Annotated in this window: 25 protein-coding genes; 19 read left to right on the top strand and 6 right to left on the bottom strand. The window is 53.5% G+C overall.

Annotation, left to right across the window (positions count from 1 at the left end; all coding sequences use genetic code 11):
* Genes ACX9GV_RS02390 through ACX9GV_RS02420 form a run of 7 tightly spaced genes read left to right on the top strand, consistent with a single transcriptional unit; the run spans position 1 to position 5,494 of the window.
* Positions 1-729 carry a TIGR03759 family integrating conjugative element protein gene (locus ACX9GV_RS02390; RefSeq protein WP_473197958.1) on the top strand — a complete coding sequence of 243 codons (729 nt, stop codon included), beginning with the start codon at positions 1-3 and terminating at the stop codon, positions 727-729.
* Positions 708-1,301: a transglycosylase SLT domain-containing protein gene (locus ACX9GV_RS02395; protein ID WP_473196921.1), complete on the top strand. Its 594-nt coding sequence runs from the start codon at positions 708-710 to the stop codon at positions 1,299-1,301. Before ACX9GV_RS02390 ends, ACX9GV_RS02395 begins: the two co-directional genes overlap by 22 nt.
* A complete protein-coding gene (locus ACX9GV_RS02400) occupies positions 1,298-1,813 on the top strand; it encodes an integrating conjugative element protein (protein WP_473196922.1) in 516 nt (171 codons plus the stop codon). Before ACX9GV_RS02395 ends, ACX9GV_RS02400 begins: the two co-directional genes overlap by 4 nt.
* Positions 1,810-2,346: a restriction endonuclease gene (locus ACX9GV_RS02405; protein ID WP_473196923.1), complete on the top strand. Its 537-nt coding sequence runs from the start codon at positions 1,810-1,812 to the stop codon at positions 2,344-2,346. The genes ACX9GV_RS02400 and ACX9GV_RS02405 overlap by 4 nt, the downstream gene beginning before the upstream one ends.
* Complete coding sequence (gene traD, locus ACX9GV_RS02410) at positions 2,346-4,442, top strand: type IV conjugative transfer system coupling protein TraD (protein WP_473196924.1); 2,097 nt, start codon at positions 2,346-2,348, stop codon at positions 4,440-4,442. The genes ACX9GV_RS02405 and traD overlap by 1 nt, the downstream gene beginning before the upstream one ends.
* 13 nt (positions 4,443-4,455) lie before the next feature.
* Positions 4,456-4,728: a hypothetical protein gene (locus ACX9GV_RS02415; RefSeq protein ID WP_473196925.1), complete on the top strand. Its 273-nt coding sequence runs from the start codon at positions 4,456-4,458 to the stop codon at positions 4,726-4,728.
* Positions 4,729-4,738: 10 nt separating this feature from the next.
* Positions 4,739-5,494: a TIGR03747 family integrating conjugative element membrane protein gene (locus ACX9GV_RS02420; RefSeq protein WP_473196926.1), complete on the top strand. Its 756-nt coding sequence runs from the start codon at positions 4,739-4,741 to the stop codon at positions 5,492-5,494.
* A 53-nt stretch (positions 5,495-5,547) separates the two neighbouring features.
* Here the strand turns inward: ACX9GV_RS02420 and ACX9GV_RS02425 are convergent, their stop codons facing one another.
* From ACX9GV_RS02425 to ACX9GV_RS02440, 4 genes are all read right to left on the bottom strand, one after another.
* Complete coding sequence (locus ACX9GV_RS02425; protein ID WP_473196927.1) at positions 5,548-6,258, bottom strand: DUF4145 domain-containing protein; 711 nt, start codon at positions 6,256-6,258, stop codon at positions 5,548-5,550.
* A gap of 263 nt (positions 6,259-6,521) precedes the next feature.
* Entirely contained in the window at positions 6,522-6,797 is a 276-nt protein-coding gene (locus ACX9GV_RS02430; RefSeq protein WP_076944270.1) for a type II toxin-antitoxin system RelE/ParE family toxin, read from the bottom strand.
* Positions 6,797-6,988, bottom strand: a complete 192-nt coding sequence (gene relB, locus ACX9GV_RS02435; RefSeq protein ID WP_076944269.1) for a type II toxin-antitoxin system RelB family antitoxin — start codon at positions 6,986-6,988, stop codon at positions 6,797-6,799. Before relB ends, ACX9GV_RS02430 begins: the two co-directional genes overlap by 1 nt.
* A 29-nt stretch (positions 6,989-7,017) precedes the next feature.
* Entirely contained in the window at positions 7,018-7,176 is a 159-nt protein-coding gene (locus ACX9GV_RS02440) for a hypothetical protein (RefSeq protein ID WP_473196928.1), read from the bottom strand.
* Between the two features lie 112 nt (positions 7,177-7,288).
* Here ACX9GV_RS02440 and ACX9GV_RS02445 point away from each other — a divergent pair, with 112 nt between their 5' ends.
* The 11 genes from ACX9GV_RS02445 to ACX9GV_RS02495 all read left to right on the top strand — a co-directional run bounded on the left by ACX9GV_RS02445 (position 7,289) and on the right by ACX9GV_RS02495 (position 16,155).
* Complete coding sequence (locus ACX9GV_RS02445; protein ID WP_473196929.1) at positions 7,289-7,597, top strand: integrative conjugative element protein, RAQPRD family; 309 nt, start codon at positions 7,289-7,291, stop codon at positions 7,595-7,597.
* The gene (locus ACX9GV_RS02450; RefSeq protein WP_473196930.1) at positions 7,597-7,833 is read left to right on the top strand and encodes a TIGR03758 family integrating conjugative element protein; all 237 of its coding nucleotides are present in this window, start codon (positions 7,597-7,599) and stop codon (positions 7,831-7,833) included. Before ACX9GV_RS02445 ends, ACX9GV_RS02450 begins: the two co-directional genes overlap by 1 nt.
* A 91-nt stretch (positions 7,834-7,924) precedes the next feature.
* The gene (locus ACX9GV_RS02455) at positions 7,925-8,239 is read left to right on the top strand and encodes a TIGR03745 family integrating conjugative element membrane protein (protein ID WP_473197959.1); all 315 of its coding nucleotides are present in this window, start codon (positions 7,925-7,927) and stop codon (positions 8,237-8,239) included.
* A 12-nt stretch (positions 8,240-8,251) separates the two neighbouring features.
* A complete protein-coding gene (locus ACX9GV_RS02460; protein WP_473196931.1) occupies positions 8,252-8,635 on the top strand; it encodes a TIGR03750 family conjugal transfer protein in 384 nt (127 codons plus the stop codon).
* Entirely contained in the window at positions 8,628-9,281 is a 654-nt protein-coding gene (locus tag ACX9GV_RS02465; RefSeq protein WP_473196932.1) for a PFL_4703 family integrating conjugative element protein, read from the top strand. Before ACX9GV_RS02460 ends, ACX9GV_RS02465 begins: the two co-directional genes overlap by 8 nt.
* Before the next feature lie 98 nt (positions 9,282-9,379).
* Positions 9,380-10,216, top strand: a complete 837-nt coding sequence (locus ACX9GV_RS02470; RefSeq protein ID WP_473197960.1) for a TIGR03749 family integrating conjugative element protein — start codon at positions 9,380-9,382, stop codon at positions 10,214-10,216.
* On the top strand, positions 10,206-11,702 hold the full coding sequence (locus ACX9GV_RS02475) for a TIGR03752 family integrating conjugative element protein (RefSeq protein WP_473196933.1): 1,497 nt from the start codon (positions 10,206-10,208) through the stop codon (positions 11,700-11,702). The genes ACX9GV_RS02470 and ACX9GV_RS02475 overlap by 11 nt, the downstream gene beginning before the upstream one ends.
* 10 nt (positions 11,703-11,712) lie before the next feature.
* Positions 11,713-12,117 (top strand): TIGR03751 family conjugal transfer lipoprotein, encoded by a 405-nt coding sequence (locus ACX9GV_RS02480; protein ID WP_473196934.1) that lies wholly within the window; start codon positions 11,713-11,715, stop codon positions 12,115-12,117.
* 47 nt (positions 12,118-12,164) lie between these two features.
* Positions 12,165-14,906 carry a conjugative transfer ATPase gene (locus tag ACX9GV_RS02485; RefSeq protein WP_473197961.1) on the top strand — a complete coding sequence of 914 codons (2,742 nt, stop codon included), beginning with the start codon at positions 12,165-12,167 and terminating at the stop codon, positions 14,904-14,906.
* A complete protein-coding gene (locus ACX9GV_RS02490) occupies positions 14,903-15,301 on the top strand; it encodes a hypothetical protein (protein ID WP_473196935.1) in 399 nt (132 codons plus the stop codon). Before ACX9GV_RS02485 ends, ACX9GV_RS02490 begins: the two co-directional genes overlap by 4 nt.
* Before the next feature lie 212 nt (positions 15,302-15,513).
* Positions 15,514-16,155, top strand: a complete 642-nt coding sequence (locus tag ACX9GV_RS02495; protein WP_473196936.1) for a glutathione S-transferase family protein — start codon at positions 15,514-15,516, stop codon at positions 16,153-16,155.
* A gap of 322 nt (positions 16,156-16,477) precedes the next feature.
* Here ACX9GV_RS02495 and umuC read toward each other — a convergent pair whose 3' ends face one another.
* Positions 16,478-17,746 (bottom strand): translesion error-prone DNA polymerase V subunit UmuC, encoded by a 1,269-nt coding sequence (gene umuC, locus ACX9GV_RS02500; protein ID WP_473196937.1) that lies wholly within the window; start codon positions 17,744-17,746, stop codon positions 16,478-16,480.
* Complete coding sequence (gene umuD / locus ACX9GV_RS02505; RefSeq protein WP_473196938.1) at positions 17,746-18,168, bottom strand: translesion error-prone DNA polymerase V autoproteolytic subunit; 423 nt, start codon at positions 18,166-18,168, stop codon at positions 17,746-17,748. Before umuD ends, umuC begins: the two co-directional genes overlap by 1 nt.
* Positions 18,169-18,777: 609 nt before the next feature.
* Between umuD and ACX9GV_RS02510 the strand changes: the two genes are divergently transcribed.
* The gene (locus ACX9GV_RS02510) at positions 18,778-21,660 is read left to right on the top strand and encodes a TrlF family AAA-like ATPase (RefSeq protein ID WP_473196939.1); all 2,883 of its coding nucleotides are present in this window, start codon (positions 18,778-18,780) and stop codon (positions 21,658-21,660) included.
* Positions 21,661-21,679 lie beyond the last annotated feature (19 nt).

Consider the following 21,679-nt stretch of genomic DNA (forward strand, 5'->3'; position numbering starts at 1 on the left):
ATGAAATTGACCGCTATCACGGTGGTATTGGCACTGGGACTAGCTCCTACCCTCCCGGCCACGGCAGCACTGCAAACCGAACAATCCCATCAGGGGAATACGGCCAGCGTTAGTACCACTTTGCAGGCCTTGGAAGAGGCGCAGTCGAAAAAAAATGCTCAGGAGTGGGGGCTAACCACCGAAGAGTGGCAGCGTTACCAGCACTTGAGCAAAGGGCGGCGCGGGATTTTATCGCCGGGGTTGGATCCCATTACCACGCTGGGCATCGAGGCGCGGACGGAGGAAGAACGTCGTCATTACGCCGAGCTGTCGGTCAAACAGGATTTTCAACGAGTGGAGGCGGAGTTGGCGTTTCAGCGCGAGGTGAATGATGCCTGGCAACGTGTCTACCCCGATATCCAACCGATTCAGGCCTCCGGCACCATAACAACTGCAGGCAACGGTCGCCTGGCGCTGTTTGTCCGTGCGGACTGTGGCAGCCCTTGTGAAACCAAGGTCGCCTCGCTGTTGGCGACCCAACGTCCGCTGGATATCTACCTGGTGGGCAGTGACGGGAAAGATGAGGCGGTGCGTGCCTGGGCTCGCAAACTGGCGATCCCGGTCGATCGGGTCAAAGCCAAGACGCTGACGCTCAATCATGACCGTGGCCAATGGTTTAAGTTCGGTCAGGGGCGGATGCCGGTGGTGCTACAACAGGGAGAAAACGGATGGCAAATTACCGCGTATTGAGCGTGCTGGCACTGCTTTTTAGCAGTGTGAGCAGCCTGGCATCAGTATCGTCTCAGGTGATACCGACGGGTTACTACCAAGTGGCGACATTGGAGCGGGTGCCCGCCGAAGCCTTGTACAGTCTGGCGCTCACCGAGTCGTCCAGGAAACTTCCCCACGGTGTTCGCCCCTGGCCGTGGACCATCAATGTGGCCGGAAAGGGTTACCGTTACGCAACGAGGCAAGAGGCTTACCAGGCGTTACTGGGGTTTATGCGCAGCCATTCGCTGAAGCGTATCGACGTCGGAATTGCCCAGGTGAACCTGGGTTGGAATGGCCACCATTTCCGTTCTGCCTGGGAGGCCTTCGATCCCTATACCAATCTGCATGTTGCGGCCCGTATCCTGAGGGACTGCTACGACAAAAAACCGGGGAGTTGGATAACGGCTGCCGGGTGTTACCACCATCCGGCAGGCGGTCAGCATGCCCGCACTTATCAAGCCATCGTCAAACGACACTTGAACCGCCTGCAACCGGCTACGGGGGGACTGGTCTCAAATGTTGTTGAACCTGCAGCAGGAGTGACCCCATGACATCACGTTTATCAGCTCGTTTGCTGTGCTTACTGGCATTACAGGTGGTCAGTGTGACAGCCCACGCTGGATTGGAGGTTGTCGCCGATTTGGGCGGCACCTCAACGGCAGCGTATTTCGACGGTATCAACAATCAGGGGGGCGTAGCTGCCTCACCGAGTGAGCCCTTGTCGACATCTGTGACCCCGGTGATGGGGTTGCCGGTCAGTACCCCCGAACTGACACCGGGCAAGGTTGAGGCCAGAGTGTTGAATCTGGCCGGAATGCGCCCGCTGTTCCTGATTGGCGATGACGATCTGTCACGTCGCTGGCTCGCAATGCGCCGTGATGCATTGGTGCAGTTGAACGCCATGGGCCTGGTGGTGAATGTGGCCAGTGAGGCGGCGCTCAATGACCTGAAGAAACACGCCGACGGGCTGGAGTTGCTGCCGGTCTCTGGCAGTGACCTGGCGAAACGGCTGGGGTTATCCCATTACCCGGTGTTGCTGACGGAGAAAGGGCTGGAGCAATGAGACCGGGCCTGCCGCTGGAGAGTTGGCCGTGGGGGATGGCGTTGCTGTTGCTCAGCCTGCTGGTGTGGTGGGCTTTGCTCGCTCGGGGAAAGTCCCTGCGCCATCGCCGCTATCAACTGCAGGCCCAACGTATTCTTGACCGTCTCCCCCAGTTGGCGGGTGACGGCCAACGTCTCAATTACCTGCGCAAAATCAATCCCTACGTGTTTGAGGAGTTACTCCTGACCGCATTCGAAAGTCGAGGTTATCGCATCCAGCGTAACCGGCGTTACAGCGGTGACGGTGGACTGGACGGGCAGGTGTGGATTGAGGGGCAACGTTACCTTATCCAGGCCAAACGCTATGCCCGTGCCATCACGCCGACCCATGTGGCCGAGTTCGGTGCGTTAGTGCGCCGCGAGGGTTGCCGGGGGCTGTTTGTCCACACCGGACGCACCGGCCCCAAAAGCCGCGCCGCACTGGCGCGTTTCCCCGAGATTGAAGTGCTCAGCGGGCAACGCCTGCTGGCGCTGCTGATAAAGGACATCCCCTGATGAGCGATCGCTATGTGATTGAGGCCATGCTGCGGCCTGCTGTTGAACTGAATACGGCGGTGGTAGCCGCCTGTGCCAGCTATATTTGCGTGACCGCGCCATGGGCGGTGGCATTGGCCCCGACGGTCAGTTACGTTACCGCCGGTGGGTTTGCTCTCTTCGCCCTGAAGCGGACCCGCGAAGGTCTTTTGGTGTTGCGCTACCGGCGCAATATCCGCCGTTTGCCCCGTTACGTGATGACCAGTGCCGAGGTGCCGGTGAGCCATCAACGCCTGTTTCTGGGGCGGGGGTTCCTGTGGGAGCAAAAGCACACCCAGCGTCTGCTGGCGACATTACGCCCAGAAGTGGAGCGCTATGTGAATCCCCCGGCGTTATACCAGGCGGCGCGTCGTTTTGAACAACGTTATGAATACCGCTATCCCACCCTGTGCAAATGGCTTGCCAGCCAGTCTGCTCTCAATCCGGTACGACCGTTGCCGGACGTCGGCGGCAAACCTGCGCTGCACGGCATCGAACCGGATGAGGTCAATGTCTCGCTGAACCTGCTGGAGCGGGTAGGGCATATGTTGGTACTGGGCACCACCCGCGTCGGCAAAACCCGCCTGGCGGAGCTGTTAATTACCCAGGATATCCGGCGTGGCAATGTCACCATTGTGTTTGACCCGAAAGGGGATGCGGACTTGCTCAAGCGTATGTATGCCGAAGCGCACCGCGCCGGTCGTGCCAGCGAGCTGCAGGTGTTTCACCTGGGCTGGCCGGATATCAGTGCCCGCTATAACGCCGTGGGGCGTTTTAACCGTATCTCGGAAGTGGCCACCCGCGTCGCCGGGCAACTGGAGGGCGGTGGCAACAATGCGGTATTCCGAGAGTTTGCCTGGCGGTTTGTCAACATCATCGCCCGTGGCCTGGTGGCACTGGGGCAACGCCCTGACTTTGGCCTTATCATGCGTTACGTCAATAACATCAGTGACCTGTATGAGGATTACGCCGAGTTCTACCTGTCGCAACATGCTCCTGCGCTGTGGGGACAGATTGAAGGACTGGTGCCCATTCTGGATGAGCGTGATGTGCCGCGCCATATGGAGGGGCGGTCGATGCGGGTGGTGGCGATTGAGCAGGTGTTGGGCAGCGATGAGGGCAAGCGGATTTACGACCCCATCCTCGATGGCCTGCGCTCTTCGGTGCGCTACGACCAGAAATACTACGACAAGATTGTCGCCAGCCTGTTGCCGTTGCTGGAGAAATTGACCTCCGGCAAGACGGCGCAACTTATCTCCCCGGACTATACCGACCTTACCGATCCGCGCCCGATTTTTGACTGGCAGCAGGTGATCCGCAAAAAGGGCATTATCTATATCGGCCTCGATGCGCTGTCAGACCCGGAAGTGGCGGCAGCGGTGGGCAACAGCATGTTTGCCGACCTAGTGAGCGTCGCCGGTCATATCTACAAGTTTGGTATTAACGACGGCTTACCGGGGGAGGAGGGGAAGAAAACCCCGATCAGCCTGCACTGTGACGAGTTTAACGAACTGATGGGCGATGAATTTATCCCATTAATCAACAAGGGCGGTGGGGCCGGTATCGAGGTGACGGCGTATACACAGACCCTACCGGATATCGAGGCGCGGTTGGGCAGTGCGGCCAAGGCGGCGCAGGTGGTGGGTAACTTCAACAGTTTGGTGATGCTGCGTGTTCGCCACACCGAGACGGCAGAACTGATGACCAAACAGCTTCCTGAAGTGGAGGTGTATACCAAAACGCTGGTCTCGGGCGTCACCGACATCTCCAATCCAGAGATGGGCAGTGATTTTACCTCCAACACCCAGGACCGGGTAAGTTCGGTCCGCACGCCGCTGATCACCCCGGCCAATGTGATCAACCTTCCAAAAGGGCAAGCCTTCGCCTTGCTGGAAGGCGGCAAGCTGTGGAAGATCCGTATGCCGTTGCCTGCAGCGGGGAATGATGCTCTGATGCCCGCAAGCCTGGCGAAAATCGCCGAGTACATGAAGAAAAACTATCGCACGGGCGATACCTGGTGGTCGGGGACGGCCCTGCCGGGTGACCGAGCGCCGGAGAATGATCATAGTGTGGTCTGAGAAGGAGAAAGGTGTGAAACAACAGTACCGTGTCCGCGCCGTCAAGGCATTCTGCCCCAGTCTGGGAGGTCCTGCCGAGGTGCCGGGTGAGATCCTTATGGTGTTAAACAGCCTACCCTGCTTAACCCCTTTCGTGACGGAGATCCTGGTGGCATTAAACCGGCAGGGGTTTGATGCCCGACGTGAACAGGAGCCTTGCCCGCCGGATCGGGTGGGGATCTGGGTAACGGTGTATGGCGAACCCATGTTGCTGCAGTGTGAGCTGGAAGCGCTGGGGTTACATTAAGGAGCATGTGATGGCGCAAGAATCCTCTTCCCAACCCATTCAGCAAACTGCACCGCCCAAGCGGCCTGGCCTGCTGACGACGGTATTGTGGGATATGCCCTGGCGGGTCGTCGGCATGTTGCTGGTCTCCCTGTTGTTCAGCCTGGTGGTGGAGTACATCGGCATTGCCTTTTTCTGGCCGGAACAGGGGGCCGAGCACAGCCGTGCAGTGATGGTGACGGAAAGCGGTTATTTTTCTGAAGGGTTTACCCGCAGCCTGTTGCTGTCTGCGCCGGTGACCACGGTGAGTACCTGGATAGCGCTGGGTTATCAGTGGCTGTTTGTGAACAGCGGTTTTCTGGGCTGGCTGCAGTCGGCACAGTCCGGCAACAGCGGCAATGCGGTGACGGATGGCCTGAATCTCGGCGGGGCCTGGCTGCTTCAAACGGCGCGGGAATACCTGATGGCCACCATGTATATCACCCTGGTATTTCTGATGCGGGTGACCATTCTGGTGCTGTCGGTGCCGCTGTTTGTGTTGGTGGCCCTGGTGGGGATTGTGGACGGTATGGTAAGGCGCGATTTGCGGCGCTATGGTGCCGGGTATGAGTCGAGTTTTTTGTATCATCACGCCAAGCGGTTTGTGAAACCGGCGGTGTATATCCCCTGTGTGCTGTACCTGTCCGCACCGTTTTCGGTGTATCCGAACCTGCTGTTGCTGCCCGCTGCACTGTTGATGGGGCTGGCGATCTCGGTGACGATGGGAGCATTCAAAAAGTACATTTGATCGGCAAGAACAGCCTTCGTTGTGGAGGCTGACCTCTTTTTACTCGAACTCACCTATTGCCCCACTAGTCTTTGTTTCCGTTCTTCACGCCTTGCTCTGGCTTCAGCAAGACGATGATGTTCGGTATATAAACGTTCAAGGAGAAGTTGAGTAAAGTCCTCGAGCTCCTCAGCTGCATCTTTATCTAAAGTACCTTCGTGTGCACCGTCGTTACCGTCATCTTTCACGCATTCTGCTAATTCTCTTAAAGTCTCAGGTAATAAACGATTATCAAACAACCATTCCATCCTCAATCCTAAGCTTCTTTTTACCTTTGATGTTGGCTCTTGTTCTCCCTTGGACACTAGTTCTTTTGTAGCGTAATCGAGACACAAGCGAAACATTGTCGCTGCAGCGTTATAGCAACCAATGGCTAAACATTTTGCGCCCTCAATGTATGCATCATTGATACGGGGAGGCAAAAATTCAGGAGGCTCAGAAACCTTTAGGTCAGCAGGGGAAATAGGCCTCCCAATTTCAGCTATCTCACTTAAATCTCGATAGTAATCCCAATTAATACTTTCAAAGGCTACGTCACAAGCTACTTTTTGGAGCGCATTGAAGATCGTGCCCTTGCCACATGACTTACAAACACAATACAGCTCGTAGCATTTAACACTACCACCATACTCATATTCAGAATTAGTAGTGAAATTGTATGCAAATACGTCAAGTGTCATTCGTTTTGCACTGCATCTGGGACAATCATCGACGATGAATGGCATCCTCAATCCTTAGAAAATTTGTATATATTGATGCTATACAATCACATAAACTAGCCGGAGTTCTAGAACTTATCCCCTGCTAGTTTATGTGTTCAGCGTTGGTATGTGTGGTCACGCAAACAACTGGTCGAGTGACCGCTACTTAACCATCATATTTGGCGTTCAACTCTGTTATATGGCCTTTCACTCTAGTCAAAATCATAGATACCAGACATTTTCAGCTTCAGTAACGGAAACGTCTGGGATTCCGGCATATATCCGTCTTATGGGTATTCCTGGCGAGCGTGTAGAACATCAAGTACCTCAATACAATCGACCAGTACCCGATACACAACGATATAGTTGGGGTGAGCGACGATTTCTCGTGTACCAGGAACTCGACCAGGACGAAAAATATAGGGATGTTCTGTTGCTGGAAGCGTTGAGTCCTCAATCCGATGCAGTAAAGACTCGGCAGCGAAAGGGTTCTGTTCGGCGATAAAGGCGATTAACGTGTAGAGTGCAGTTCGGGCATCGTCAGTCCATTTGACCGGTAACATTAAGCCTGTTTCCTTCTTGCTTTAGCCTCTTCAATAATCTTCCAGGCACCCGCCATCACTTCATCGTGTGGAATGCGGGGTTTGGTACTGTTCATGGCCGCTTCCACCCTGGCACGGAACCAGCGGTCATAGCTGTCTGCCTGCTCTTGCGTATCAAACTCTGACACGATGGGGGACAGTTTGGTTGTCATGGTGGCTCGCTCCTTATTCTGCTGACCTTTTAACCAGTATAGCCTGTTCCGTTGTTCAGACCAAGCGGGGAGAAAGTGACTGAATAGCAAGCCTGTGCGTCTTTCTGTTCCTTTCTCCCTGCCTGCGGGGCGCACAAGCGGGCTTGTGCCGGGGTGGCAAAGAACCCCGATGGCGCAAACTGCGCCACACTGTTGATACCTGCCTAAATTTTCACAATCCCCCTTCTAGTTGTTTGCTGACCCTTCCCTCCCTTTTCGCCACTCTCTGCCCTGCATCCATTACTCGAAAAGGAGGTTCATATGCATATAACACCGCTGCGGACGCTCTGCCTGGCAGGTTGTCTGCTCTCGGTAGTGCCGGTTCATGCCAGCGAAAAAGACGAGTTGGCCCTGGTTCTGAAGCAACTGGACCAGGTGCAGGCCAGCCTGGAGCGTGCCCGTGTGGTGGCGGTTCAGGACGGCCAGTCCGGGCGTTTTCATTTTGACTATCTGCGGGCTACGCAAGACGTCAATACGATGCGCCGGGGGATTGAGTTTTACCTCGAACCCTCCCGCGCTCAACCCACCACATCGTCAGTTTCCGGGCAATACCGCCAGGAGCGCCGGTAATGAATGACGCACAGACCGCTGCCTTTAAAGCCGCAGCAGGCAACGTTGAGCCTGCTGTGTTGAACGTGCTGTTTATCGGTTCACTGATAGCGGTCCTGACGCTGTGGGCTGGATGGGGTTTTGTCCATGTCTATCGCGGCTATGCCGCTGGGAAAATCGACGCCTCTGCTGTTCAACGCTTTGTCGTGCGCGTCGTCATCCTGTTGTTGGTCAGTCTGTATCTGTTCGCCAGTTAATTTTCTCTTGATTGATAAGGAATATGTCATGAATTTGCAGTCTCTTTTCTCCTTACCTCGCCGAGTCCTTCAACGTGTTCGTCAGGGCACGATGTTGTTTGCTTTGATGGCAGTGACTTCAGCACAGGCGGCATTGCCGACTGTAGAAGGTCCTAAAAGCGCCACCGACAGTACGTTCTATGGCCAGATTTCCGGTTACGTCAATGACGGTATTGTGCTGGGTGGCCTGATCCTGGCTGCGGTGGCCCTGCTGGTCGTGGCGAACTCCATCATTGCGACATTCGCCGAAGTACAACAGGGCAAATCCACCTGGGCCAAGTTCGGGATGCTGGTTGTGGTTGGCATTGTGCTGGTCGTGGCGGTTATCTGGCTGGCGACCAAAGCCGCCACTGTCATCGTCGGTTAAGGCAGGCACGGTATGGCGACTATTACGTTTTTGCCTGACAGGCTCAATGCTGAGCCTGTGGTGTTCAAGGGCTTTACCACGCCGGAGTTGTTTATGACGGCAGGGTTAAGCGTACTGGGCGGCCTGGTGGTCGCCATACCTTTTATCCCGTTTCTCGGTTGGCTGGCGTTCCCTACAGTCAGTTTGTTGATGCCGCTGTTTACGGTGTTTTTCGGCGGCAAGTTGATGGCCCGTTTCAAGCGTGGCAAGCCGGAGAACTATCTGTATCGTCGTGCTGAACTGTGGTTTAGCCGTCAACGCCTGGGCAATCCCCGGTTGATACACCGTAGCCAGACTTGGGCGTTACGCCGTTCAGTGCCAGTTGTACGCCAGCTTCAGGAGGAGTTTGATGAGTAAATACCGAAGTGCGGTCAATGCGCGTGACCGCCATATTGCTACCCTGCGTGGGGCTTGTGGCCTGTTGCTGGTGCTGTTGATGGTGGCCCTGACAGGCTGGATGCTGTCGCCGCGCAATCTGACCATCCATAACCCGCCCGACCTGCGTTCGGGCTCGACCCGCGCCTGGTGGGAGGTTCACCCGTCCACCGTCTACAGCTTTGCCTTTTACATCTTCCAGCAACTGAATTCCTGGCCAAAAGACGGCAATACCGACTACCCGTACCGTATCAGTACGCTCTCTGCCTACCTGACGCCGACCTGTGAAGAGTGGCTGAACAAGGATGCAAAACAGCGCAAGTCTGCCGGGGAGTTACGTGAGCGTGTGCGGGGTATCTCGGAGGTGCCAGGACGCGGTTACAAGGATGACAGCGTGACGGTGGTGAGCCGCGATAGTTGGATTGTGCGTCTGGATCTGGTGGCGGACGAGTATTACCACACCGAGCCGGTCAAACGTGCCCTGGTGCGCTACCCGCTGAAAATTGTGCGTTGGGACCAGAACCCGGAGGCCAACCCGTTTGGTCTGGCGCTGGATTGCTACGCTGATATCCCACAACGCCTGGAAGCGGCCCCGGTCGCGCCGGTGGAGAAAAAAGGACTATTTTGATGCGTATAAGACATCGTCATTATCTGCCGCTGTACCTGGCGTTGCTGGGAGCGGTAGGCACATTGGTTGTCCCTCTGCCAGTTGCAGCGGTAGAGTTGATGAAATGGGAGCGCATTCCGCTGCAGGTACCGCTGACCGTGAGGCAGGAGCGCATTGTGTTTGTGAACAAGAATGTGCGCGTGGGTTTTCCGCCTGAATTGAACGGCAAACTGCGGGTACAGAGTAGCGGCGGGGCGGTCTACCTGCAGGCGAACAGCGCCTTTGCCACCACGCGGCTACAACTGCAGGACGTGGAGAACGGCGAACTTATTCTGCTGGATGTCACCGCCCTGGAGGGCAAACAGGTGCGTGAGCCGGTGAGCGTGGTTTACCAGGGTGAAGTGTCCAGTGCCACCGCCAGCGATAACACTGTGGTCAGTGGTGAAACGTCGACCACAACCAACAGCAAGGCGTCCGATAGCTCGCCACGGTTCACCACCCCGTTGCCGATTGCGCTGACCCGCTATGCGGCACAAAGTCTGTATGCGCCGTTGCGCACCCTGGAGCCGTTACCTGGCGTTCATGCCATTTCACATGGATTGCCGTCGACCCTCACCTCTTTGTTACCTTCAGAGCCGGTCACGGTGCGTCCGTTAGCGGCCTGGGGTGTGCAGGGGTACAACGTGGTGGCGCTCAAACTCACGAATCAGCGATCGGGGAAGGTGGTTCTCGATCCGCGCCGCCTGCAGGGCAATTTCACGTCGGCCACCTTTCAACACCGTTGGCTCGGCGCGGCAGGCACCCCGGAGGACACCACCACACTGTACCTGGTGATGGAGGGCCGTCCGGACGCAGCGTTCCTGCCCGAGCCGGTGATGCCAGTGGTGAAAACCAAGGGCAAGGTGCGGAGTCCCTCAACCTCTGCTCCGGCAGGAGGAACCCCTCATGCAAATTAAATCCAACACCCTGCTGAAAGTGCTGGTGCCAGTGGTGCTGTTTATTGCCGTAACTATCGGGGTGAAGTCCTGTGGTTCGGGCAACGCCCCGGCAACTTCGGCCCCCAAACCGAATACGGTGTCTGATCTGACTCAGGAAGAACTGCAAATCCTCGGCATCGAGGGGGATACCCCGGAAGACACCTTGCGCACCCTGGTGGGCCGTTTGAAGGTCATTCAGGACAAGCAAAATAGCCTTGAGAGCAATAACGTGGCGTTGGCGGAAGAGAACGCCAATCTCAAGCGCAGTGGGGAGAACGTTGATAACCGTATCCGTGATGCGGTGAATGCAGCAAAGCAGGAAGAAGGTCAGGCCCGGCAAAAACTCCAGGCCGAGCAGCAACGTCTGGCCGCGCTGATTGAGAGCTTGAACAATACGGGCGTTACAGGCGGAAGGGCTGGACAGACAACATCTGCCGGTGCATCCGGGCAGGGGCAGGGTGATTTGCCGATTGGCCTGGGCCTGGAGGCCGGGGACGGTGCGGTGGGAACGGTAAGCGGTGGCGTGATATGGATTGAGCCGCAGGACGCGGTGCAGCTCGATCGCAACGGTAAACCCATGATTGGGGCTGCAGCCACCGGCACCGCAGCGGGCACCGGCAGTTTCCAGTTTCCCTCTTCCTTTGCCAGTCTGGATGACAATGAAATCAGTCGCCAGAAGGCTGAGCTGGACCGGGCGGCGAAAAATCAGCAGGCCATTGAGGAGGCGACCCCGGTGTATACGTTGCCGGAGAATGCCACCCTGGTAGGGAGCCGGGGCATGACGGCCTTGCTGGGCCGGGTGCCGATTGATGGCAAGGTGACCGACCCGTACCCGTTCAAGGTGCTTATCGGCAAAGAGAACCTGACTGCCAACGGCATAGAGTTGCCGGACGTGGAAGGGGCGATTGTCTCCGGTACCGCCACCGGTGATTGGGTACTGTCCTGTGTCCGGGGCGACGTGCATTCCATTACCTTTGTCTTTGCCGATGGCACCGTACGGACCGTGCCGTCACCGGCCAAATCCAGCGATGGCAGCAATGGAAAGACAAACGCGGGCAGTATTGGCTGGCTGTCTGATGAAAACGGCGTGCCGTGCCTGTCCGGGGAGCGCAAGTCCAACGCCTCCACCTACCTGCCGACCTTGTTTGCCCTGTCCGGGGCTGGAGCAGCGGCGGATGCGATGGCCAACAGCCAGACCACCACCTCGGTGGACGGGACCACGGTCACCAGCACCTTGACCGGCAGTGCCGGGCAGGCGGCGTTGGGTAAAGCGCTGTCGGGTGGCACCAACGAGTTGGCGACCTGGGTGAAGGCCCGTTACGGCCAGATGTTTGATGCTGTGTATGTGCCGCCAGGCGCACAGGTGGCGGTGCATATCACCCGCCAAATCCCGATTGATTTTGAGAAGCAGGGCCGCAAGGTCCGGTACGAGTTTGATATTCGCCAGCAGCATGGGCTGGATTGAGGAGAATGAAATGAGACAGCGACTGTTACCGTTCCTGTGCCTGGCTGCCTTACTGAGCGGGTGCAGTACCACCAAGGATGAAATGCTGCCGCCGGGGGATTCCACCATGTTGGAGCTGTGGCAAAACAAAGGCTCGTCGGCACGGACGGCCACCGAGGCCCGCAGCACCTTGCGGCGTGGGCTGACCGAAGAAGACCGCGCCGCCCTCCAGGCCATTGAGGAGAGCTATACCCGGACGGCGGAAAACGAAATCCAGCAGGTGTTTCCGCGCCTGCCCAACCCGGATATGGTGATTTACATCTACCCGCACATGGCCGGGAATGCCCCTGCGCCGGTGCCGGGTTATAGCTCGGTATTCCCGTTTTACAGCCAGGTGCAGTATGCGCTGCCGGGTGAACGTACGGAGGCGTTGTAATGTTCTCATTGTTCAACAAGAAGAAAATCGGCAAGCAGGCACCCGCTATGCCGGATGACGACCAAGATACGGTGGTGTTGGCGCGAGAGCCGCAGGTGAAAACCGGTAAGTTGACGGTGGCCGAGGAAAAGGCGCTCTACCCGAACAACCCGACGTTTGTGGATTATCTACCGTGGGCTGAGTATTTGCCGCGTAGTCAGAGCCTATTGCTTGATGATGGGGTGTCGGTAGGCGCGGTGTTTGAGATTGTGCCGGTAGGCACCGAAGGGCGCACCCCGGAGCGGTTGGAGGAAATCCGTGATGTGGTTGAGGATGCTCTACAGGACAGTTTCGACGAGCGGGACACGCATCCGTGGGTGATACAGTTTTTCTGCCAGGATGAGACCGATGTGACGGAGTATCTGGATAAACTGCGCGGTTATGTCAAACCCTGGGCACAGGGCTCTGCGTTTACCGAAGCTTACCTCAGCGAGATGGAACGGCACATGCGCGGTATTGCGGTACCCACAGGGTTGTTTATCGACAAGGCCATCACCGGCGCACCCTGGCGCGGTCAGCAACGCCGTACCCGGATGGTGGTCTACCGTTATGTCAACCCGGTGGTGCGTGAGCCCCATGCGCCCGAAGAGGCGTTGAATCAGGTCTGTGAACGTCTCTCGTCAGCGTTGGCCGGTGCCGGTGTCGTGGCGGCACGTCAGAATGGCGAGCAGATCCATGCCTGGTTGCTGCGTTGGTTTAACCCCAGCCCGGACTGGATAGACAAAGAGACGCTGTACCGCACCGCAGCGCATCAGGATGAGGTGGGGGTGTTGCCAGTGCAGAATGATTTCAGCGAGACGGTGCTGTTCTCTCCGCCCCGTTCGGACGTCGAGCGTGGCGTGTGGTGGTTTGATGAGGTACCGCACAAGGTGGTGACCATTGACCGGCTGCGCCGCGCCCCGACCGTGGGGCACCTCACTGGTGAAACGAGCAAGGGGGAAAACATCAATGCCTTGATGGATTTGATGCCGGAGGGCACCGTGGTCTCGCTGACCCTGGTAGTACAGCCTCAGGACGTGCTGGAAGAACGCTTCAACCACCTGGCCAAAAACGCCATCGGTGAGAATACCGAGTCCGAGCGGGTGCGGGAAGACTCGGAGACCGCCAAGCGTTACCTGGGCGAAAAGCACAAACTCTACCGGGCCAGCATGGCCTTTTACCTGAAGGCACCGACCCTTAAGATGCTGAACGCCCGCCAGCGTGACCTGACGGCGGTATTGCTGAATGCCGGGCTGCAGCCGGTGAAACCGGAATACGACGTTGCGCCTCTCAACGGTTACCTGCGTGCGTTGCCGATGTGTTTTAACCCGATGCATGACAAGAAACACTGGTACACGCGCCTGACCTTCGTGCAGCACTTGGCCAACCTGCTGCCGGTGTTTGGTCGTGACACCGGCACCGGCCATCCGGGCTTCACCTTCTTTAACCGGGGCGGCGCACCGCTGACCTTTGACCCGCTCAACAGCCTGGATCGCTCCAAGAATGCCCACCTTACGCTGTTTGGCCCCACCGGCTCAGGGAAGTCTGCCACGCTCAACAGCCTGTTCGCGCAACTGGTGGCCATCCACCGGCCCCGACTGTTTATTGCCGAAGCCGGTAACTCCTTCGGCTTGTTTGCTGACTACTGTGAAGAACTGGAACTGAGGGTAAACAAGGTGAGTATCAAACCAGGGTGTGGGATTTCTCTGGCTCCGTTTGCCGATGCCTGGCGTCTGATCGAAGAGCCTACTGCGCCTGTGCGCGAAGAAGAACTCAGTGACCGTATTGAGACTGAGGACAGCGACGACAATGACGACGACGAGCGGGACATCCTGGGTGAACTGGAAATCGTGGCCCGGCTGATGATCACCGGTGGGGAGGCCAAAGAAGAAGCCAAGCTGGAGCGTGCCGATCGGGGCATGATGCGTGAAGCTATCCTGGTGGCAGCAAAAACGGCCTATGGTGAAGGGCGGCAGATGATCACCGGCGACCTGCAGGCGGCGTTGTACCAGTTTGCTTCAGACGAGGCTCGCCCCGAAGTGCGCCGTACCCGGGCGCAGAACATGGGTGAATCGCTGGGCGTGTTTATGCAGGGGTTCCTGGGAGAATTGTTCGATCGTCCAGGTGAAAACTGGCCTGAGGCCGATGTGACGCTGATTGACCTTGGCACCCTTGCGCGGGAAGGGTATGAAGCCGCACTGGCGGTGGCTTACACCTCGCTGGTGAACACCATCAACAATATCGCTGAGCGTGACCAGTTCCTCGACCGGGAAATCGTGTTTGCGACCGATGAAGCCCACATGATCACCACCAACCCGCTGCTGGCCCCGTTCGTGGTCAAGATCGTGAAAATGTGGCGAAAACTCGGGGCCTGGCTGTGGCTCGCGACGCAGAACCTGGAGGATTTCCCCGACACTTCGAAGAAGATGCTCAACATGATTGAATGGTGGTTATGCTTGGTGATGCCGCCGGAAGAGGTGGAGGAAATTGCCCGCTTCAAGAAGCTGACGGCAGAGCAGAAGGCGATGTTGCTGTCGGCCACCAAAACCCCGCGTTGTTATACCGAAGGGGTGGTGCTGGCAAGCCGCATCGAGGCGCTGTTCCGGGCGGTGCCGCCGAGTCTGTATCTTGCGCTCGGGATGACCGAGAAGGAAGAGAAGGCGGCTCGGCGGGCGATTATGCAGGCACAGGGGGTGTCGGAGTTAGCAGCGGCGAAACAGATAGCCCACCAACTGGATGTGGCTCGCGGTATCGCTAAGGCGGCGGAATGATGCAATTGAAAAAGACGGTACTGGAGATAATCACCGGTGACGGTCAGGAAGGCGGGGTGCTGTTTGAGGCCCCGCCGCAGGGCAACCCGCGTATCAGTGAGGCCCACGCCGGGCAGTTAGCAGAATTATGCGACCACATCCGGGGACGTACCCCGTCAGTACTCACTATCACCTGCGCACCGCACCGGGTGGGGCATCACAGTTGTGTCGCAGTGACGTTGGCGGGGACGAGTAGCAGCGTCAACCTGTTGTTGACGATCACCGGCACGCTACGTTGGCCAACCCCGCAGGATTATGCCCAGGCTCCGCGCTGGTATATCAATCTTCCGGATGCGGTTGATGCGGTGTACCTGGTGACACAGTTGGCGGCACGGTTGGGTATAAAAACGGATTAGTCGGTCGGGTACCCGCCTGTTCTGCATGTTCATAAGTCGGCCATCGGGCCGATTTATTTTTAGTCTCCGTCGAACACTGGCCCTCTGTCATTGCGCGTATCCCCTGTTCTTTGTTCATGCATAAACAAATTGGTAACACTACTGCCAGTTTCTGACACTGTAACGAGAGATACTCCCCCATGTTATTCACTGCAACCTAAGGACGCTTTAACATGAATGATGCCAAAATCACCCTCTATACCCACCCGATGTCTCGTGGTCGCACGGTGCGCTGGTTACTGGAAGAGTGTGGTGCCTGTTACGACACCGTGGTACTTGATTACGGCCCCAGCATGAAAACCGCCGAGTATCTGGCCATGAACCCCATGGGTAAGGTGCCAACGCTCACGCATGGGGACACGGTGATAACCGAACACGCCGCTATCTGCACCTATTTGGCGGATCTGTTCCCTGAAAAGCAACTTGCACCTGTGCTCGGCAGCCCGGAGAGAGCGGCATATTACCGCTGGCTATTTTTTGCCGCTGGCCCCTTGGAAGCGGCTTTCACAGGCAAAGTGCTCGACCAGTTGGCTCCCCCTGATAAATCGTTCACGGTAGGTTACGGCAACTATGAATTAACAATGGACACCCTGGAGTTTGCTATTAAACAGGGTCGGCCTTACTTGTGCGGTGAGCAATTCAGCGCAGCAGACGCCTATCTGGCGGCCTGTATTCACTGGGGTATGCATTCCGGTGGCATTGAAAAGCGGCCAACCTACGAACACTACATCGAACCCATCCTCCAACGCCCTGCCTATATACGCGCCAGCGCTATGGATGACGCACTACTGGTCCAACATCCATTCCCTGGCTAAAGCTGATATTGCACGCTAGCCCGTTACCCCGCCCGAACGGCTTGAGCCAAGTCAATTGCGTTTGGTTTTATCATTCGGGCTATACGGACGTTGGCTGTGTCCCTTACTCACTCGCTCAATGAGTCTCGCATGCTTCGGGATCGGGGTACGCGGCGGTCAAAACTTGCCTTTCCAGTAACAACCACCTGTCCCTAGGTACGACAGGTGGCACGAAAAAACTGTCGTCAGGTCTGCATCTGGAGTAAATACGATAGGCTTATTCATGATGGCTTCCATTACAGCTTTTGCCTTCGCTTCACTACGGACCAGAAAAAACCGTGGGTCAATACACCCTTGCCAAAGGCAAATCGCTGATCCTGGTTGTATATGCGGGAGACAACATTTCGCGCTTCATCGTCCATACCTGCTCTGTCCCCTGTCCGGCAAACCAGATTTTGGCGCGGCCTGATTGGTTGATGCGGTCTAAAACCCCCATCAACTGCTCGCTATTAGGCTGTGGTTTGTACTCATCGAACAGCCCCAACTGCGCCACGCCGTGGCTGAAAAAATCTTGCAGCATCACGCCCCCTTTTTGGTATCGGTGGCCGGGTTGCCAAATCGCATCCAGGCAGCGCAACGCGGTGGCGATGATGTCGCGTGTATCTTGCGTGGGTATGTTCAACTGCACGTTGGCCGAATTGCCGTAATAAGGTTCATGGGGGGAGAAGGGGCTGGTCTTAATCCAGGCGCTCACGTGCCGACAATACTGGCGTTCTTCGCGCAATTTTTCCGCCGCACGCGTTGCGTACATGCAAATCGCCTGGTGCATGTGCTCGTACTCCGTGATGCGATCGCCAAAAGAACGGGAACAAATGATCTGCTGCTTGGTTGCTGCAAATTCCTCAAGGGCAAAACAGGGTTCGCCGCGCAATTCCCTCACCGTTCGTTCGATCACCACGCTGAAATGCCTGCGGATCATCGCAGTATTGGCATCGGCCAACTGCAGCGCTGATTCGATCCCCATTACCTTCAGCTTTTTCGATATCCGCCTGCCGATGCCCCAAATCTCTTCCACGGGCACCATGGCCATCAGCTTACGTTGCCGCGCCAGATTGGAGAGATCGACAACGCCACCGGTTTTATCCCACTTTTTGGCCGCAAAATTGGCCAGCTTTGCCAGCGTTTTGGTTTGAGCGATGCCAACGCCCACCGTCAGCCCCGTATCCTTTAGAACGCGGGCTTGGATCTGCCGCCCAAAGGTTTCAAGCTCAATGCAATGACGCACGCCGGTCAGATCGAGAAAGCTTTCATCAATCGAGTAAATCTCAATACGCGGTACCATTTCCTCCAGGACGGTCATCACTCTGGCAGACATGTCGGCATACAGTTCATAATTGCTACTGAAAGCGACGCCTCCGGCACGCTCAAATTTTTCTTTGATCTTGAAGTAGGGGCCACCCATTTCAAGCCCCAGCAATTTTGCCTCTTTGTTGCGGGCCACCACGCAACCATCGTTATTCGACAGCACCACCACGGGCCGCCCGCGTAAGTCTGGCCGCCATAGTGTTTCGCAGCTTGCATAGAAGCTGTTTACATCAGCCAGGGCGTACACTATTTCAGCCTCGTGATGGTCGATACCACGACCCCAACGATTTCCATTCCATCGCCACCGTCATAAAGCGGTATAGGCTGGTATTTAGGGTTCATCGGCTCAAGCTGGGCAACTGGCCGCAGACATAGCCGCTTGACGGTGAATTCACCGCCGATACTGGCAATCACAATGTCGCCATGCTCAGCGGTGATACTGCGATCAACCACAAGCATTGAACCATCTGTGATACCGGCCTCGAGCATGCTTTCACCAGACGCCAACAGGAAATAAGTGGCGTTTGGGTGGCTGATGCAATACTCGTTCAGATCGATGCGCTTGTGTATGTAGTCCTGTGCCGGGGAGGGAAAGCCAGCAGGCACCTTGTCAGAGAAAAGTGGGACTTTAAGTTTTATCGGGGTTGGCGTTGGTAATGAAATTTTCATAGCACGACTCTTCACTGTTTTTATATACAGTATAGGTGTGAGGAATGGCGGGCAAAAGATGAATTTATTCGGTGAATGGTATGAGATTGATCGCTAAGGAAAGAAAGTTTCTTGCTGCTGCCCCTCCCGATGTTCAACCCTAGACAACATCATGAAGCCGGTACGGGGCAGCGTTAACTGCTATGTAGTGGCGGTTTAGGGGATTTCAACTGCCGGTATTGCTATTGCCATTTGAAGTGATTAACGAACGTTTTATAAACACGGCTTTCGCCGTTTGCGAGCCAGGATATGTAGCATGTGGCTGTTATGTGCCAACAGCGGACATGCCTTTCGGTATCCCACTTGGAATTTGAGTGGTGTATTTAATCCAGCTTGCTGCTAAAAACGCTCCGTACCTTGTTAGACGGGTTTCCCCTTATTTGTCGCCTGCTTGAGTAGCAGTTGTACCTGTAAGTTGTTGTAAGTTTTAAAGAAGTGGTGTAATGTTTGTACATTAAATTTACAAAAGCGGGTTACCTCGTACTTAAATACGGTTCGACCCGCCGAATAAACGTTATATGCTAAAGTGAGTACTAAAATATTTCAATAATTTGATTTGTAAGGAATGTGATGAATAGCAAAGGTTCGGAATGGAATAGGTGGGACTTACATTTTCACACTCCATCCTCGTATGACTATAAAGATAAGACAGTTTCAAATGTCGATATCATCAACGAAATGAAGAAAAATTCTATAGCGGCGTTTGCTGTTACCGATCATCACGAAATTGACATAAATCGATACAAAGAACTTAAGGCGTTGGGTGAAAGGGAAGGAATCACAGTTTTACCTGGCATCGAGTTTCTTTCGGATGCCAGAGGCAGAGACCCTGTACACTTTATCGGTATATTTTCTGAAGATTCGAATATAGAACATATTTGGGGGCAAATTAAGCACAAAACAGATATCTATAAAGTGGATTCGGAGGACCGTAGAAAAAATCAAGTTTATTGTGATCTTAAAGACACAATAGAATTGGTAAAGGATTTAGGCGGAATTGTCACAATACATGCCGGCGAAAAGAGTGGAACTGTAGAAAATATTACACATTCACTCCCGCATGGAACCGCTCAGAAAACAGAAATTGCGAAGGCCGTTGATATATATGAGCTCGGCAATGAAAGTGACCAAGAGGGTTACAAGAGGAATGTTTTTCCCAAAATCAGTAAAATAATACCAATGATTATTTGCTCTGATAATCACAATATTCGAAAATACCAATTAAAACAGAAATTATGGATCAAGGGTGAGCCCTCTTTCAAAGGTCTAAAATATGCTCTAAATGAGCCTGAAAGTCGGTTCTATATTGGCGATGAACCGGAAATACTAAAGCGAGTTAGAAATAATCCTACCAAGTATATCAAGTCCATCAACATTCGGAGAACAGGTAAAGAAGATGCCAGTTCAATTTGGTTTGAAGATATTTCCATACCAATGAATAGCGAACTTGTCACTGTTATCGGCCATAAAGGCAGCGGTAAGAGTGCTCTGTCTGACATTCTAGCTATATGCTCAGACGCTGAGCATTCTGAAGATTATATATTTCTCCATAAGCAAAAGTTTAAAAGGAAAGGGCTTGCTGATCGGTTTAGTGCTTTTGTTGAGTTTGAGAGTGGAAAAAAAACCGAAGAGCGTTTACTTACGCATGTGATCGATGAAAGCCAAGAAAGGCTCGTTAGATATTTGCCGCAAAGCTACTTTGAGAAAGTTTGTAATGAAATTGATAAAGCGGATGCTTTTCGCTCAGAGATTGAGAAGGTCGTATTTCAATATGTCCCTATAGAGAAAAAAATGGGACAAACCACTTTTAAAGAGCTCATTGATTTAAAGAAAAGATCTGCTGAAAAAGAAATTCATCAAATCCATGAACAGATACTCGAGCTTAATGATGAAATTATAAAGCTAGAGAACCAATTTGATCCAAGTTTTAGGAAAAATCTCCTTAGTAAAATTAAAGTTAAGAAAGACGAGCTTACCGCCCATGAGTCTTTAAAACCAAAAACTGTAGAAGATCCGTCAAAACACGCTGAATCAGAAGATACCAAAACGAAAAAAGAGGCACTTAGAGAATTAGAATCTTCAAAGTTAGTTATAGAAAAAGAGATTCAATCTATAACTAAGGACATATCTGATAGGAACTATTTAATTGTCGAGGCAGAAAAGCTAAATCGCGACTTGAAAAACAAATACGGAGAGATAATCTCAATAATATCTGAAAGTAACGATGTTTCTGATAAGTGCGGATTCAACATTTCTAAAGCGATTAGTATTGATTTTGATGAGAATATAATTAGTTCTAGTGTCCTCTTGTTGAAGAAAATGAATGAAAGAGATGCCAATCTTATTAAGGTAGAAGATGACTGGCAACAAAAGAATTATGAGTCGCTTTCGCCAGCTTCAAAACTCGAATCTCTGAAAGATCAGATAAGTGCTATTCATTCCGAATTTACCGGCGAACAAAAGGCGTTTCAGACTTATTTAAGTGATTTGGCAGAGTGGGATATAAGAAAAAAAGAAATTGAGGGCGATTCTGAAACTGCTGACAGCTTGATATACATGCAAGATAAATTAGATTATCTAGAAAATGAACTTGAATCAGATATTAGCAAGAAGAGAGATTTAAGAATTAATAAATCGATCTTGATATTATCGAAAAAGAAGGAAGTTCAAGGGTTTTATGAAGAGATAAAAGAGGAAATATCTAAAAAATTATCACAATCTGATGTTTCAGGGTTGAGCATAGCCAGCTCATTCTATTGTTCAAATGAATTTAAAAATACGATCCTACGAAATATAAAGCAAAATAGAATAGGTTCTTTTTATGGTAGCGAAGATGGCTCAACACTGCTTCAGGAAGAGTTAATTGCATCAACCAACTGGAATGAAGAAGCGTCTGTGGAAACCTTTCTACGTCGGTTCATTGAATATTTGGAGTTTGATAAGCGGGTTAGCTCTCAGAATGAAAAAACATTTATCGGAGAAGTTACTAAGGATAGAAGTGAGTTATATAGTTATGTTTATGGGTTGAGCTTTATCGAACCATATTATGACTTGCGTCAAAAGGGTAAGAGTTTGGAGCAGCTATCTCCGGGAGAAAAAGGTGCTCTTTTACTTGTTTTTTATTTAGTGCTTGATAAAGAGGATATTCCTCTGATTATCGACCAACCAGAAGATAATTTAGATAATAATAGTGTTGCTAAAGTCCTTGTTCCCTATATAAAAGAAGCTAAAAAATACCGTCAAATTATTATGGTAACTCACAACCCTAATTTGGCTGTAGTAGCGGATTCTGAGCAGGTGATAAAAGTTAGTATAGATAAGGAAAATGGCAACGAATTCTGTTTTATATCAGGTGGTATAGAGCTTACAAAGATTAATGAGCAGATAGTAGAAGTTCTAGAGGGTACTATACCGGCTTTTTCTTTAAGAAAAGATAAGTACCAGATTGCGTGATGCATATAATACAAATAAG

This window comes from Serratia sp. 25CWL12 (assembly GCF_055790885.1).